Here is a 13631-nt window from a genome sequence, read left to right on the forward strand (position 1 = left end):
CGCGAGGGATGAGGAGGACGGGGTCCTTCTTCAGTGGCCGGGGGTGAGCTGGCCGACGGCGGTGAGCAGTCGGCGGAAGCTGCCCAACCGCTCCCGCGCTGCGGGTGTGCCCTGGGCGGCCCAGGGGTCCAGGGCGCACTCCGGGTCCGCGGCGGTGTGCCCGCAGGCGGGCGGGCAGTCGACCGCGGCCTCGGCGAGGTCGTCGAAGGCGGCCAGCACGTCCTGCGGGGTCACGTGCGCCAGCCCGAAGGAGCGGATGCCCGGGGTGTCGATCAGGGTGCCGCCCCCGGGCAGGTCCAGCAGGACCGCCGAGGAGGACGTGTGCCTGCCCTTGCCGATCTTGCTCACGTCGCCGATGGCCCGGAAGGCGCCCGGGATCAGCCGGTTGAACAGCGTCGACTTGCCGACCCCGGACTGGCCGACCAGCACGCTCATCTGGTCCCGCAGCCGGGTCACCAGCTCATCGAGCGGCGCCTCGCGGGACATCGGGACCGCGTCGACCTCCAGTCCGGCGTACCGGTCCAGCAGTGGCTGCGGGCTGGCCAGGTCGGACTTGGTCAGCACCAGCAGTGGCGACAGCCCCCCGGCGTAGGCGGCGACCAGGCATCGGTCCAGGAAGCCGAGCGCCGGCTCGGGGTCGGCGATCGAGGTGACGACGACGAGCTGGTCGGCGTTGGCCACCACGATCCGCTCGGTGGGGTCGGTGTCGTCGGCGGTGCGGCGCAGCGAGGTGACCCGGTCGGCGATGGTCACGATCCGGGCCAGGCTGTCGGTGCGCCCCGTCGTGTCGCCCACCAGCCGCACCCGGTCGCCGACGACGACGCCGTGCTTGCCCAGCTCGCGGGCGCGCATCGCGGTCACGTCGACCGGGGAGCCCCCGGGGCCCTCGACCCGCACCGTCATCCGGCCGCGGTCCACCGCGATGACCAGCCCGGGCACGGCCTCCTCGTGCGTGGGGCGGGTGCGGGTGCGCGGGCGGGAGCCGTGCCGTGAGGCCCGGACGCGGACGTCGTCCTCGTCGGACCGGCTGTCCATCTTCCGGCTCACGCGGGCACCCCGGCGTCCTCGCCGAGCAGACCGGCCCAGCGTTCCCGGAAGTCCGGCAGCGTCTTGGTCACCGCCCCCGGGTCGGTGACCTCGATGCCGTCGACCGCCAGGCCCAGCACCGCCGCCGCGTGCACCATCCGGTGGTCGGCGTAGGAGTCCAGCCGGGCCGGGCGGTGCCGCCCCGGGGTGATGACCAGCCCGTCGGGCAGCTGCTCGACCCGGGCGCCGACGGCGCTGAGCACCTCGTCCAGCGCCTGCAGCCGGTCGGTCTCGTGGCCGCGCAGGTGGGCGATGCCGGTGAGCCGGGACGGCCCGTCCGCCAGGGCGCACAGTGCGGCGAGCACCGGGGTCAGCTCGCCCACCTCGCCCAGGTCGGCCTCCAGCGGGGCGATCCGGGAGCCTCCGGTCACCTGCAGCCCCTCGGGCGTGCGCACCACCGTGGCGCCCATCGCGGTGAACAGCCGGTCGAGCTGGGCGCCGGGCTGGGTGGTGTCGGTCGGCCAGTCGCGCACGGTCACCCGGCCGCCGGTCACGAGAGCCGCAGCGAGGAACGGTGCGGCGTTGGACAGATCCGGCTCGACGACGCGGTCCAGCGCCGCGATCGGGCCCGGCGCGACGCGCCACCCACCGTCGGTCCGGCTCACCTGCACGCCGTGCTCGGCCAGCGTCCGGACGGTCATCTCCACGTGCGGCAGGGACGGCAGGCTCCCGGCGAGGGTCAGCTCGATGCCGCTGTCGAAGCGGGCCGCGGCCAGCAACAGCCCGGACACCACCTGGCTGGACTCGCTGGCGTCGACGGTGACGGCACCGCCACGCACCGCACCGGTGCCGTGCACGGTGAACGGGGCCCGGCCGCGGCCGTCGTCGTCGACCCGGACGCCGAGGTCCCGGAGGCCGGCGATCAGGCCGGCGTTGGGTCGGTCGCGCAGCCGGGCGTCGCCGTCGATCCGGACCGGCCCGGCGGCCAGTGCGGCGACCGGCGGCAGGAAGCGGAGCACCGTGCCGGCCAGCCCGGCGTCCACCTCGGCCGGCCCCCGCAGCGGCCCGGGGGTGACCAGCCAGTCCCCGCCGTCGGCGACGATGCCCACCCCGATCGCCCGCAGCCCGGCGGCCATCAGGTCGGTGTCGCGGGCGCGCAGCGGGCGCACCAGCCGGCTGGGCCCGTCGGCGATCGCGGCCAGCACGAGGGCGCGTGCGGTGATCGACTTGGACCCGGGGAGGGTCACCACGGCGTCCACCGGGGTGCGGCGGGCGGGCGTCGTCCAGACCTCGGTCATGCCGCTCATCCTGCCCTGCCGACGTCCTCGGCCCCCGTGTCGTGACCGCGGCCGGGCCCCGGGCCCCGCCGGAGCAGGACCCGGGGGCGGGATCAGCCTCCGACGTGCTGCGCCGGTGCCGCCTGCTTCTTCGGCGGCATGGTGCGCACCAGCCGGCGGTTGGCGAACTCGAACATGCCCAGCTCGGAGAGCTCGCGTCCGTAGCCGGACCGCTTCACCCCGCCGAAGGGCAGCTCGGGGGAGGAGCCGGACGGCTGGTTGATCCAGACCATCCCGGACTCCAGCCGGTCGGCCACCTCGCGGGCCCGCTCGGTGTCGCCGCTGTAGACGGCCGCCGAGAGCCCGAAGTCGCTGTCGTTGGCCAGCGCGACGGCCTCGTCGGCGTCCTTCGCCCGGTAGACGACGGCGGCCGGGCCGAAGAGCTCCTCGTGGTAGGCCCGCATCTCGGGGGTGACGTCGGCCAGCAGGGTCGCCTGGACGAACGCACCGTCGTGCTCGGGGCGGCTGCCGCCGGCGAGCACGGTGGCGCCCTTGTCGACGGCGTCCTGGATCTGCGCGGCGAGGTCCTGTGCCGCCCGCTCGGTGGACAGCGGGCCCAGCGTCGTCGCCGGGTCGGCCGGGTCGCCGGGAGCGAAGGTGCCGAAGGCCTGCTGCAGGCCGGCGACGACGTCGTCGTAGACGTCGTCGAGCACGATGATCCGCTTGGCGGCGATGCACGCCTGGCCGGTGTTGGCCATCCGGGCCATGGTCGCGGCCTTGACGGTGCGGCCCAGGTCCGGGGCGTCCAGCACGATGAACGGGTCGCTGCCACCGAGCTCCAGCACCGACTTCTTCAGGTGCTTGCCGGCCAGCTGGGCCACGCTCGCCCCGGCCCGCTCGCTGCCGGTCAGCGTCACGCCCTGCACCCGCCGGTCGGCGATGACCTGCTCGACGTCGGCGATCCGCAGGAACAGGTTGGTGTAGACGCCCTCGGGGGCCCCGGCGTCCCGGAACAGCTGCTCCAGGGCGAGGGCGCACTGCGGGTTGTTCTCCGCGTGCTTGAGCAGGACGGTGTTGCCCAGGGTCAGGTTCGGGCCGGCCACCCGCACCACCTGGTACAGCGGGTAGTTCCACGGCTCGATCGCCAGCAGGACGCCGATCGGCTCGTTCACCACCTCGGCCTCGCCGCCGCCCATCACGTCGATCGGCTTGGGCGCCAGGAACCGCGGGCCGTTGGTGGCGTAGTACTCCAGGATGCTGGCGGCCAGCTGGACCTCACCGGCGGCCTCCTGGATCCGCTTGCCCATCTCCCGGGTGATCAGGGCGGCGAGCTCGTCCTGCCGCTCGCGCATGAGCTCGGCGGCCCGGCCGACGACGGCGGCGCGCTCCTCCACCGACCGGCGACGCCACTCACCGAAGGCGGCGTGGGCCCGGGAGACCACGCCGTCGATGGCGTCGGTCTCCAGGAAGGGGAACTCCTTCTCCGTCTTCCCGGTGTAGGGGTTCACCGTCGCGTACGGGCGTGCGCCTGCGTCGCTGGCGGTCTTCGGCTGCTCGGTCGAGGGAGCCTGGGTGGTCGTCACGTGATGTGCCCTCCGTCGTGCTTCGTCGCGGTGCGTCGGGTCTGTGGTCTCCGTCCTACCCCTCTCCGCACCGGTGACGCACGGCGGGTCGTCGGTGGGCGCACCTACGCTCGGGGACGTCGTCGTCGGAGGAGGAGCCCGTCATGTGTGGTCGGTACGCCGCCAGCCGCCGTCCTGAGGACCTCGCGCTGGAGTTCGAGGCCGTCCCGGCCGAGGGTCAGACCCCGCTGCCGGCCGACCACAACGTCGCCCCCACCAAGGACGTGTACGTGGTCCGGCACAAGAAGGAGCGGGACGCCGAGGGTGCGCTCACCGGCGGCGGGCACCGCGAGCTCCGGGTCGTGCGCTGGGGCCTGGTGCCCTCCTGGGCCAAGGACGTGTCGGTCGGCAACCGGATGCTCAACGCCCGGGTCGAGTCGCTGGCCGAGAAGCCCGCGTTCCGCACCGCGGCGGCGAGCCGACGCTGCCTGGTCCCGGCCGACGGCTGGTACGAGTGGGCCCCCCGGCAGGACCGCCCCGGCAAGCAGCCGTACTACGTGACGCCGGAGGACGGGTCCGGTCTGGCCTTCGCCGGGCTGTGGGAGGTGTGGGGTCGGGGTGAGGACCGGCTGTACACCTGCACCGTGGTCACCGCACCTGCCGTCGGCGCGCTCACCGAGGTGCACCCCCGGATGCCACTCGTGCTGCCGCCCGACCGCTGGGCGCAGTGGCTGGACCCGGCCGCCGAGGACGTCACCGAGGTCGCCGCCCCGACGCCACCGGAGTACGTCGAGCGACTGGAGATCCGCCCGGTCGGCCCGGCCGTGGGCAACGTGGCCCACAACGGGCCCCAGCTCACCGCGCGGGTGGAGTCGGTCAGCGAGCCCGCCGACCAGCCCGCCCTGTTCTGACCATCCCCCGATCCCCGAGGTGAGCCCGCTGGACCCGCACCCGACCACCGCGTCGACCGACCCGGAGCACGTCCAGGTCTCCGCCCGGGCGCTGCCCGACTGGATCGCCGCGGGCGTGACCTTCCTGTCCTCCGGAGCGGTGCTCGTGATGGAGATCGTCGGCCTGCGGCTGATCGCCCCCTACGTCGGCATCACGCTGCAGACCAGCACCGCGATCATCGGGTTCGCGCTGGCGGCGATCGCGATCGGTGCCTGGGCCGGCGGGGCGGCGGCCGACCGCACCGACCCGCGACGGCTGATCGCGCCGCTGATGGTCGCCGGTGGGGCTCTCGTGGTGGCGGTGCTGCCGCTGGTCCGGTTCGCCGGGGAGCTGCTCACCGGCGCCGCGGCCGGCAACGTGCTGCTGCTGGCCGCGGTCAGCGTGGTCGTCCCGGCCGCGTTGCTCTCCGCCGTCCCGCCGATGGTGGTCGCGCTCCAGCTGGGCGACCTGGCCCGGACCGGCTCGGTGGTCGGCCGGCTGTCGGGCATCGGCACGATCGGGGGCATCGTGGCGACGTTCGCCACCGGCTTCCTGCTGGTCGCGATCCTGCCGAGCAGCGTGATCCTGGTCGGCACCGGGCTGCTCGTCGTCGTGGTCGGGGTGGCCCTCGCCGTGCTGCTGCGCCGCCGGACCCCCGGGGTGGCCGGCCGGCTCCCGGTCGGGCTGCTGGCCCTGGCCGTGGCCGCCCCGGTGCTGGCCGCGGTGGCGCCGACGCCCTGCGAGCGGGAGACCGCCTACCACTGCGCCCGGGTGGTCGCCGACCCCGAGCGGGACACCGGCCGAGTGCTGCTGCTGGACACCCTGCGGCACTCCTACGTCGATCTGGCCGACCCGACGTACCTGGAGTTCGAGTACGTCCAGGCGATCGCCTCGGTGGCCGATGCGATCGCCCCGCCGGCCGAACCGCTGTCGGCGCTGCACGTCGGTGGCGGTGGGCTGACCCTGCCCAGGTACCTGGCCGAGGTGCGGCCGGGCACGCTCAGCCGGGTGCTGGAGGTCGACCCCGGCGTCGTCGCGATCGACGAGCAGGAGCTGGGGCTGGAGACCTCCGACGAGCTGCAGGTGCAGGTCGGCGACGCCCGGGTCGGGCTCGGGCAGGAGGCCACCGGGCAGCGGGACCTCGTCGTCGGCGACGCCTTCGGCGGGTTGTCGGTGCCGTGGCAGCTCACCACGGAGGAGGCGCTGCGCCTGGTCGACGACGCGCTGGCCGAGGACGGCGTCTACGCGGCCAACCTCATCGACAACCCGCCGCTGTCCTTCGTCCGCGCGGAGCTGGCGACCCTGCAGCAGGTCTTCGACCACGTGCTCCTGCTGGCCAGGGCACCGGTGTTGGCCGGCGAGGACGGCGGGAACGTGGTCGCGGTCGCCTCGCAGCGCCCGCTGCCGGTGACGGAGATCGCCGCCGCACTGGACGAACGCGGACTCGCCTGGCAGGTGGCCGAGGGGCCCGAGCTCGACCGGCTCATCGGGGACGCCGGCGTCCTCACCGACGACTTCGCGCCGGTCGACCAGCTGCTCACCCCGTACGGCTGAGTGTCAGGCGCGGGCGATCGGGGCGGTCCGGGCCCGGGTCAGCCGCACCAGGTCCGCCGGCGACAGCTCCACCTGCAGCCCGCGCCGACCCGCGCTGACCAGCACGGTCGGGAAGGTCAGGGCGCTGTCGTCCACCACGGTCGGCAGCGCCTTGCGCTGGCCCAGCGGGCTGATCCCGCCCCGGACGTAGCCGCTGCTCCGCTCGGCGTCGGCCGGTTCGGCCATGGTGGCCTTCCGGCCGCCCGCGGCGGCGGCCAGCGCCTTGAGGTCCAGCTGGCCGCTGACCGGCACGACGGCGACGGTGAGCGCACCGTCGACCCGGGCGACCAGGGTCTTGAACACCTGGGCCGGATCGGCGCCCAGGGCGGCCACCGCCACCTCGCCGTAGCCGTGTCCGTCCGCGCCGTCGGCCGGGTCGTACTCGTGCAGGGAGTAGGCGGCCCGCGCCTCGTCCAGGGTCCGCACCGCCGGTGTCGCCGCCACGGCGCAGCAGCCTAGGCCGGACGCGACGGCGCCGGCAGCGGTTTCCCCGACGAACGCCCCGGCGGGGAATCGAGCCCGGGTGCGTGCCGTTGCACCGACCGTGAGCAGCACAGTCTCGGGCGCCCCGGCGCGCATCGCGCGCGGTCCCGCGCCCGCCCGCCGTCCCCCCGGCCGTCCCGGCCGCACCCGGCTAGGATCGAGCGACGTGGTCGCCCGCTCCCGGGCGCCGCAGAGAGGACGGTCGGTGCCCGAGGAGCCCGCGAGCGACAGCCCCGTCGTCGAGACGGGGAAGCCCGATGAGACGCCGGAGGCGCGCGCCGACGGCAGTCGTGCCGAGCTCGCCGAGACCCGGGCCCAGCGCGACGCCCGCTTCGAGCGCGACGCCCTGCCCTACCTGGACCAGCTGTACCCGGCGGCGCTGCGGATGACCCGCAACCCCGCCGACGCCGAGGACCTGGTGCAGGAGACCTTCGTCAAGGCGTACTCCGCCTTCCACCAGTTCGCCGAGGGGACCAACCTCAAGGCGTGGCTGTACCGGATCCTCACCAACACCTACATCAACAGCTACCGCAAGAAGCAGCGCCAGCCGCAGCAGTACCCCACCGAGCAGGTGCAGGACTGGCAGCTGTACGCCGCCGAGGAGCACACCTCCAGCGGCCTGCGCTCCGCGGAGATGGAGGCGCTGGACCACCTGCCGGACACCGACATCAAGGACGCGCTGCAGCAGCTGCCGGAGGACTTCCGGCTCGCGGTGTACCTGGCCGACGTCGAGGGGTTCGCCTACAAGGAGATCGCCGAGATTATGGGCACGCCCATCGGCACGGTGATGTCCCGCCTGCACCGCGGTCGGCGCGGACTGCAGAAGCTGTTGGCCGACTACGCCCGGGAACGCGGCTTCGTCGCGGCCGGAGCTGCTGAGGAGGCGACCCGCTCATGAGCACCGACGCTCACGACGGCGCTCGGCACGACCTCCACGGTGACGACGTCACCTCCTGCGACGACGTGCTCTCCCACGTCTTCGAGTTCCTCGACCACGAGACCGATGACGCCCGCCGGGCGGTCATCGCCGAGCACCTCGAGGACTGCTCGCCGTGCCTGCGTCAGTTCGGCATCGAGCAGGAGTTCAAGGCGCTGGTGCGCCGGCGCTGCGGCGGTGACCCCACGCCGATGGGCCTGCGGGACCGGATCAAGGTGCAGCTGACGAGCGTCTCCTTCGAGGAGGACGGCACGCAGGTGCGCGTGGAGAAGGCCAGCATCGAGTCGAGCACGATCCGGGTGCACGGCGACCAGCCGCCGGGGGAGCGCCCCACCACCTAGGGCGGTGCAGCGCTCCCCCCGCCGTCAGGCGTTGGGGCGCTTGCCGTGGTTGGCGCCGCTCTTCTTGCGGGCGCGCCGCTTGCGTCCACGCTTGGACATCGCTGCCCCTCCTCTCTGTGCTCCACCCGGGCAGGACGCCCGGGTGCGGATCGGTCCCGGTGGTGGGGTGCCCCGTGTGAGCTGCAGGGCACCTGTCCACCGGTCAAGCTGACCCTGCAAGGCTCTCACGGGTGGGCCGGGGACCGTGCGCTGGTGCGCGGTCGGGGCCGGTGGTGGACCGGGCCACCGGCAGGATGCCGGTACCGCCGATGTGCGCAGGACCGGCCCAGCCGGGAAGAGGAGGACGACGTGGTCCAGGCAGTCGACAGCGTGCTCGTGGCCGGTCGCGGGCCGATGGCCTGCGCGGTGATCCGGGCGTGCGGTCAGCTGGGCGTGAAGGCCGTGGCGGTCCACTCGGAGGCCGAGCGCAACGCCCGGCACGTGCGGATGGCAGACGAGTCCGTGCTGCTGGGTCCGGCCCCGGCGGCCGAGTCCTACCTCGACGTCCGCCGGTTGGTCGAGGCCGCCCGGCGCACCCGGGTCGACGCGGTGCTCCCCGTTCCCCCCGCTCTCGCCGGGAACGCCCGGCTGGCCGCCGCGGTCGCCGACGCCGGGCTGGGCTGGGTCGGCCCGGAGGCCGGGGTGCTCGAGCGCCTCGGCGGCGACGGGGTCGAGCCGGCCAGTGAGCGCGGCTTCCTGGCCTGGGTCAGCGCCGAAGGGCTGCACCACGTCACCCCGGTGCTGCGCGACCGCGCCGGGGGCACCCCACGGGTCTCCTGGACGCCCCCCGACGGGTTGGGGTCGCTGCCCGCGGCCGCCCGGCGGCTCCCGGAGCTCGGCTGGCGCGGGCTGGTCACCGTGGGCATCGACCCCGGTGGTGAGCTCGCCGAGGTCGCGGCCGGGTTCTCCCTCGACATCGCCGTGCTCGAGCGGGCCCACGGGCTGGACGCCGTCGCCCTCGCGCTCGGCAGCGTGTCCGGTGCGCCGGTGGGCGGGCTCCCCGACGACGCCGAGGAGCCGCCGCGCGCCGGGCTGGCCGTCCAGCTGCGGTCGACGCTGCCGCCGGGCACCGAGGGCCGGGTCAGCGGCCGGCTCCCCGACGTCCTGCCCTCCGGTGGTCGGATCGCCGGGGGCACCGAGCTGGTCGCGGTCAGCGGCTATGACGAGGGGGACCGGCTCGACGGCTGGTACGACGCGCTGCTGGCCACGGTCAGCGCCGCCGGTCCCGATGCGGCGAGCGCGGCGCGGGCCGCAGCGGAGCTCCTCACCGGTGTCCCGGAGATCGGCGTCCCGCACGACGGGGCCGCCGTCTGCAGCGTGCTGCGCCGCATCGCCGGTGCACTCGTCCCCGACTGCAACTGAGCCGGCGCTCGGTGGACTGCGGCCTCCGGCTCTCCGCGTGCTTTCATGTGCACACCGTCGGCTGAGGCGGGTCGGCGCAGGTCAGGGAACAGGGGGCACCGGTGGCGGTCGAGGAGATCCACGCCGAGATGGTCTCCAGCGTGTGGAAGGTGCTCGTGGCCCCCGGCACGGAGGTCGCTGCCGGCGACACGCTGGTCATCCTCGAGTCGATGAAGATGGAGATCCCGGTGCTCAGTGAGCGCGCCGGCACGGTCGGCGAGCTGCACGTGGTGGAGGGCGAGGTCCTCCAGGAGGGCGACCTGATCGCCACCGTCCTCCCCGGCTGACGGACCCCTCAGAGGTCGAGCGAGTAGACCCGCAGGTCGACGCCGGGCACCGGCGTCCAGTCCCGCTCGGGCAGCCGGGTGAACCCCAGTTGCCGGTAGAGCCGGTGCGCCGCGGCCATCTGGTCGCCGGTGGACAGCACCATCCGCCGCTTGCCGGCTGCCCGGGCCCGGTCCAGGCAGGCGCGCACCAACGCCGCCCCGATGCCTCGGCCGCGCGCCGCGGTGTCGACGGCGAGCATCCGGAACGCCGCCTCGTCCGCGGACTCGACGACCTCGCCGAAGTCCCCGGACAGCACCAGCGCCACGCTGCCGACGATGCCCCCGTCGAGGTCACGAGCCACCAGCAGCTTCGACTGCTCCGCCCGGCCCGCCACGTCGGCGAGCTGGGGCAGGTACTCGGCGGGCGCGAGGTCCTCGGCGGCGTAGGCGGCGACGGTGAGCTCGGCGATGCGGGCGAAGTCCGCAGGGCCGGCCGGGCCGACGACGGGTGCGGAGGAGGCCACCGGAGCAGAGTAGACAGCGGGCCCTGTCCCGATCCGTCCTCGCAGGCCCGGGTGGCCTCCGGACAGGGCCGTAGGCTCCGGCTCACGATGAGCAGCCTCTCCGAACGTCTCACCCGCGGCTCGGCGAGCCCGTCCCAGGTCGACCACGCGCGCCGGCTGGTGGCCGACTGGCAGCTGCTGGCCGACCTGTCCTTCGCCGACCTCACGCTGTGGGTGCCGCTGCAGAGCGGGGCCTGGTGGTGCGTGGCCCAGGTCCGCCCGCTGACGGCGCCCACGAGCCAGCCGGAGGACCTGGTGGGAAGCGAGGCCACCGGAGCCGACGCCGAGCCGCTGCTGCGTGCCCAGCGGGAGGGCCAGCCGATCACCGACGGAGATCGCGACGTGTCGGGGACCAGCCTCCGCCATCGGGAGGTCATCCCCGTGCGGCACGACGGCGCGGTGGTGGCGGTGCTGGCCAAGGACACCAACCTCGCAGCGACCCGGTCCCCGTCGACCCTCGAGCTCACCTACCTCGACATCGCCGCCGACCTCTCGCTGATGGTGGCGGCCGGCACCTTCCCGCCGCGGATGCTGGACGACGCGGAGATGAGCCCGCGGGTGGGGGACGGGCTGGTCCGGTTGGACGGCACCGGGCACGCGGTCTACGCCAGCCCCAACGCCCTGTCGGCCTACCGGCGGATGGGGTTGACCGGGGACGTGGTCGGCGCCGACCTGGCCGAGGTGACGCGCCGGGTCTCGGCGGAGCGCGTCGCCGGTGAGGCCGTGGCCGCGAGCATCGCCGCCGCGGTCGCCGGCCGGTTCCCCGAGCCGATGGACGTGGAGAACGACGCGGCGACCATGCTCGTGCGCGCGCTGCCGCTGCAGGCCCCGGGCGGCGAGGCGGGCGCGCTGGTGCTGGTCCGGGACGTCACCGACGTCCGCCGCCGGGACCGGGCGCTGATGACCAAGGACGCCACCATCCGGGAGATCCACCACCGGGTGAAGAACAACCTGCAGACCGTGGCCGCGCTGCTGCGGCTGCAGGCCCGCCGGATGACCGAGCCGGCGGCCCGGGCGGCGTTGGAGGAGTCGGTGCGCCGGGTGGCCTCGATCGCGGTGGTGCACGAGACGCTGGCGGGCAGCCGGGAGGACGTCGTGGAGGTCGACGACGTCCTGGACCAGGTGCTGCCGATGCTCGGCGACGTCACCTCGGTGGGGCCGGCGGCGCGGATCACCCGCGACGGCGCGATCGGGGAGCTGCCTGCGGCCTGTGCGACGCCGCTGGTGATGGCGGTGACCGAGCTGCTGCACAACGCGGCCGAGCACGCGTTCGAGGAGGGCGAGCCGGGGACGATCGTGCTCGCCGCCGAGCGGACGGGTGACGACCTGGTGGTCCGGGTCCGCGACGACGGCCGCGGCCTGCCACCGGGGTTCGACCCGGCGGCCAGCACGGGGCTCGGGCTGCAGATCGTCCGGACGCTGGTGACCAGCGAGCTGCACGGGACGCTGGAGATGGGCCCGCCGTCGGACGGCGGCCCGGGGACCGAGGCGGTGCTCAGCCTCCCGGGCGCCGGGCGCCCTCGCCGGTGAACGCAGCAAGGGCCGCTCCGGTACGGAGCGGCCCTTGCTGCACTCGGCCCCGTCCAGAGGCTCGCCCCGAGTGTGCGGGCGTGCGCAGGACGGGGTCCTTCGTCAGGCGGTGCGGACCCGGGTGCGTGCGGTCCGACGCTTCAGGGCACGGCGCTCGTCCTCGGACAGACCGCCCCAGACCCCGGAGTCCTGTCCGGAGGTCAGGGCCCAGTCCAGGCAGGACTCGACGACCGGGCAGCGGCGGCACACAGCCTTGGCCTGCTCGATCTGGACGACTGCCGGGCCCGTCGTCCCGATCGGGAAGAAGAGCTCCGGATCCTCGTCCCGGCAGAGCGCGCGGTGGCGCCAGTCCATGGCGATGTACTCCTCGATCTCGTCAGGGTGTCCGGTCGTCGGTCCGGAGACCGCCCCTGCTGCTCGGGGGCTGGTGTCAGCACGGAGAACGACGACCGCCTGCTGTGTTACCAGCAGGTTGCTTGCTTGTGATGCTTTCACGAGTGGACGCACTGTCAAGCAGTTCGCCGGGCGTTCGACGGCGCTCGTGAGCAACCTCACCACGCCCCGCACGACCTCGCCACTCCGTCCTACCCCACTCGGCGCGACCGTGCACCACCCCGTGGGGTCTCGTTGTCGAGCGCTCGGTCACACGACGACGCGCAGCGCCTCGGTCACACGACGACGCGCAGCGCCTCCGGGACCGACCGGACGCGGAGCCCGGTGGCGGTGCCCAGGTGGTCACCGTCCAGCTGCCAGCCCTGGGGGCGGGTGGACGTCAGGGTGAGCTCGCCGAGGTCGTGCCAGCGGTGCACCCCGCGGCCCCGGGCGTCCGGCCGGGCGGCCATGGTCTGGCGCAGGTGGTGCAGCATCCGGACGACGCCGACCCGACCCATCGCGAAGACGTCCAGGCCGGTGTCGAAGGACGCGTCGGGGCTGGGGTCGATGGGGCGGGCCCCCAGGTAGGTCCACGGGCTGACGTTGGAGACCAGGGCGAGGAACAGCCCGTCGACGGGGGGCTCGCCGGGCAGGTCGAGGGTCATCGGCGGACGACGCCGGTCCCGCCCCAGCAGGAACGCGTTGACCCCGGCCCCGATGTAGAGGCTGCCGGTGGACCGCCGCCCCCGGGCGCGCTGGGCCTCGACCCGGGAGATCACGTCGGCGTCGTAGCCCATCCCGGCGGCGAAGACGAACCAGCGGGGCGTGGTCCAGCCCTCCGTCGTCCCCTCGTCGCCGGTCAGCGCGGAGGCGGTGCCGAGGGAGACCAGGCGGGTGCGGCCGGCGCGCAGCGAGTCGAGGATCTCCCCGGTCGCCTCGACCGGGTCGCGGGAGCGGCCGAGGGCGCGGGCGAAGACGTTGGTCGACCCGCCCGGGACGACGGCGAGCATCGGCACCCGGGGCCCCGGACCGGCCGTCAGGAGCCCGTTGGCGGCCTCGTTGACGGTGCCGTCGCCCCCGAGGGTCACGACGACGTCGACGCCGTCCACCGCGGCCTGGGCGGCGAGCTCCCGCGCGTGACCGCGGTGCGCGGTCTCGGCCAGCTCGACCCGCAGTTCGCTGGACAGTGCCCGGACCAGCACGTCGCGCACCTTGCGGGTGGTGGTCGTGGCCGCCGGGTTCGCCACCAGCAGCGCACGCATGCCGCCCAACATATCGACCGGCCCCGCGGCGACGGTGCGGCACGTCCGG

The 13631-nt window shown here is 74.7% G+C and carries 15 protein-coding genes; 7 read left to right on the forward strand and 8 right to left on the reverse strand.

The features are described from left to right. Positions 1-30: 30 nt before the first annotated feature. The 3 genes from rsgA to O2V61_RS14915 form a co-directional block, all read right to left on the reverse strand. Positions 31-1047: a ribosome small subunit-dependent GTPase A gene (gene rsgA / locus O2V61_RS14905; protein WP_269184053.1), complete on the reverse strand. Its 1017-nt coding sequence runs from the start codon at positions 1045-1047 to the stop codon at positions 31-33. Beyond that, entirely contained in the window at positions 1044-2324 is a 1281-nt protein-coding gene (gene aroA / locus O2V61_RS14910; protein WP_269184054.1) for a 3-phosphoshikimate 1-carboxyvinyltransferase, read from the reverse strand. The genes rsgA and aroA overlap by 4 nt, the downstream gene beginning before the upstream one ends. A gap of 92 nt (positions 2325-2416) precedes the next feature. Next, complete coding sequence (locus tag O2V61_RS14915; protein ID WP_269184055.1) at positions 2417-3886, reverse strand: NAD-dependent succinate-semialdehyde dehydrogenase; 1470 nt, start codon at positions 3884-3886, stop codon at positions 2417-2419. Positions 3887-4029: 143 nt separating this feature from the next. On the opposite strand from O2V61_RS14915, the gene O2V61_RS14920 reads away from it, so the two are divergent. After that, complete coding sequence (locus O2V61_RS14920) at positions 4030-4776, forward strand: SOS response-associated peptidase (protein ID WP_269184056.1); 747 nt, start codon at positions 4030-4032, stop codon at positions 4774-4776. A 19-nt stretch (positions 4777-4795) separates the two neighbouring features. After that, positions 4796-6349 carry a fused MFS/spermidine synthase gene (locus tag O2V61_RS14925; protein ID WP_269184057.1) on the forward strand — a complete coding sequence of 518 codons (1554 nt, stop codon included), beginning with the start codon at positions 4796-4798 and terminating at the stop codon, positions 6347-6349. Between the two features lie 3 nt (positions 6350-6352). Here O2V61_RS14925 and ybaK read toward each other — a convergent pair whose 3' ends face one another. Next, positions 6353-6832, reverse strand: coding sequence for a Cys-tRNA(Pro) deacylase (gene ybaK / locus O2V61_RS14930; protein ID WP_269184058.1), 480 nt, complete (start codon positions 6830-6832; stop codon positions 6353-6355). Positions 6833-7076: 244 nt separating this feature from the next. Here ybaK and O2V61_RS14935 point away from each other — a divergent pair, with 244 nt between their 5' ends. Continuing rightward, on the forward strand, positions 7077-7769 hold the full coding sequence (locus O2V61_RS14935; protein WP_269184059.1) for a sigma-70 family RNA polymerase sigma factor: 693 nt from the start codon (positions 7077-7079) through the stop codon (positions 7767-7769). Further along, positions 7766-8149: a mycothiol system anti-sigma-R factor gene (gene rsrA / locus O2V61_RS14940; RefSeq protein ID WP_269184060.1), complete on the forward strand. Its 384-nt coding sequence runs from the start codon at positions 7766-7768 to the stop codon at positions 8147-8149. The genes O2V61_RS14935 and rsrA overlap by 4 nt, the downstream gene beginning before the upstream one ends. Positions 8150-8173: 24 nt before the next feature. On the opposite strand, the gene O2V61_RS22440 is transcribed toward rsrA, so the two are convergent. Further along, the gene (locus O2V61_RS22440; RefSeq protein WP_014742531.1) at positions 8174-8248 is read right to left on the reverse strand and encodes a 50S ribosomal protein bL37; all 75 of its coding nucleotides are present in this window, start codon (positions 8246-8248) and stop codon (positions 8174-8176) included. Between the two features lie 249 nt (positions 8249-8497). Between O2V61_RS22440 and O2V61_RS14945 the strand changes: the two genes are divergently transcribed. Continuing rightward, complete coding sequence (locus tag O2V61_RS14945; RefSeq protein WP_269184061.1) at positions 8498-9550, forward strand: biotin carboxylase N-terminal domain-containing protein; 1053 nt, start codon at positions 8498-8500, stop codon at positions 9548-9550. Positions 9551-9651: 101 nt separating this feature from the next. Further along, positions 9652-9876, forward strand: a complete 225-nt coding sequence (locus O2V61_RS14950; protein WP_269170787.1) for a biotin/lipoyl-binding carrier protein — start codon at positions 9652-9654, stop codon at positions 9874-9876. An 8-nt stretch (positions 9877-9884) separates the two neighbouring features. Here the strand turns inward: O2V61_RS14950 and O2V61_RS14955 are convergent, their stop codons facing one another. Next, entirely contained in the window at positions 9885-10379 is a 495-nt protein-coding gene (locus O2V61_RS14955; protein WP_269184062.1) for a GNAT family N-acetyltransferase, read from the reverse strand. 87 nt (positions 10380-10466) lie between these two features. On the opposite strand from O2V61_RS14955, the gene O2V61_RS14960 reads away from it, so the two are divergent. Further along, positions 10467-11948 (forward strand): sensor histidine kinase, encoded by a 1482-nt coding sequence (locus O2V61_RS14960; protein ID WP_269184063.1) that lies wholly within the window; start codon positions 10467-10469, stop codon positions 11946-11948. Positions 11949-12050: 102 nt separating this feature from the next. Here the strand turns inward: O2V61_RS14960 and O2V61_RS14965 are convergent, their stop codons facing one another. Further along, the gene (locus O2V61_RS14965; RefSeq protein ID WP_269158766.1) at positions 12051-12302 is read right to left on the reverse strand and encodes a WhiB family transcriptional regulator; all 252 of its coding nucleotides are present in this window, start codon (positions 12300-12302) and stop codon (positions 12051-12053) included. Between the two features lie 314 nt (positions 12303-12616). Next, the gene (locus O2V61_RS14970) at positions 12617-13582 is read right to left on the reverse strand and encodes a diacylglycerol/lipid kinase family protein (RefSeq protein WP_269184064.1); all 966 of its coding nucleotides are present in this window, start codon (positions 13580-13582) and stop codon (positions 12617-12619) included. Positions 13583-13631: the final 49 nt, after the last annotated feature.

This window comes from Modestobacter sp. VKM Ac-2985 (assembly GCF_026967925.1).
Lineage (GTDB): Bacteria > Actinomycetota > Actinomycetes > Mycobacteriales > Geodermatophilaceae > Modestobacter.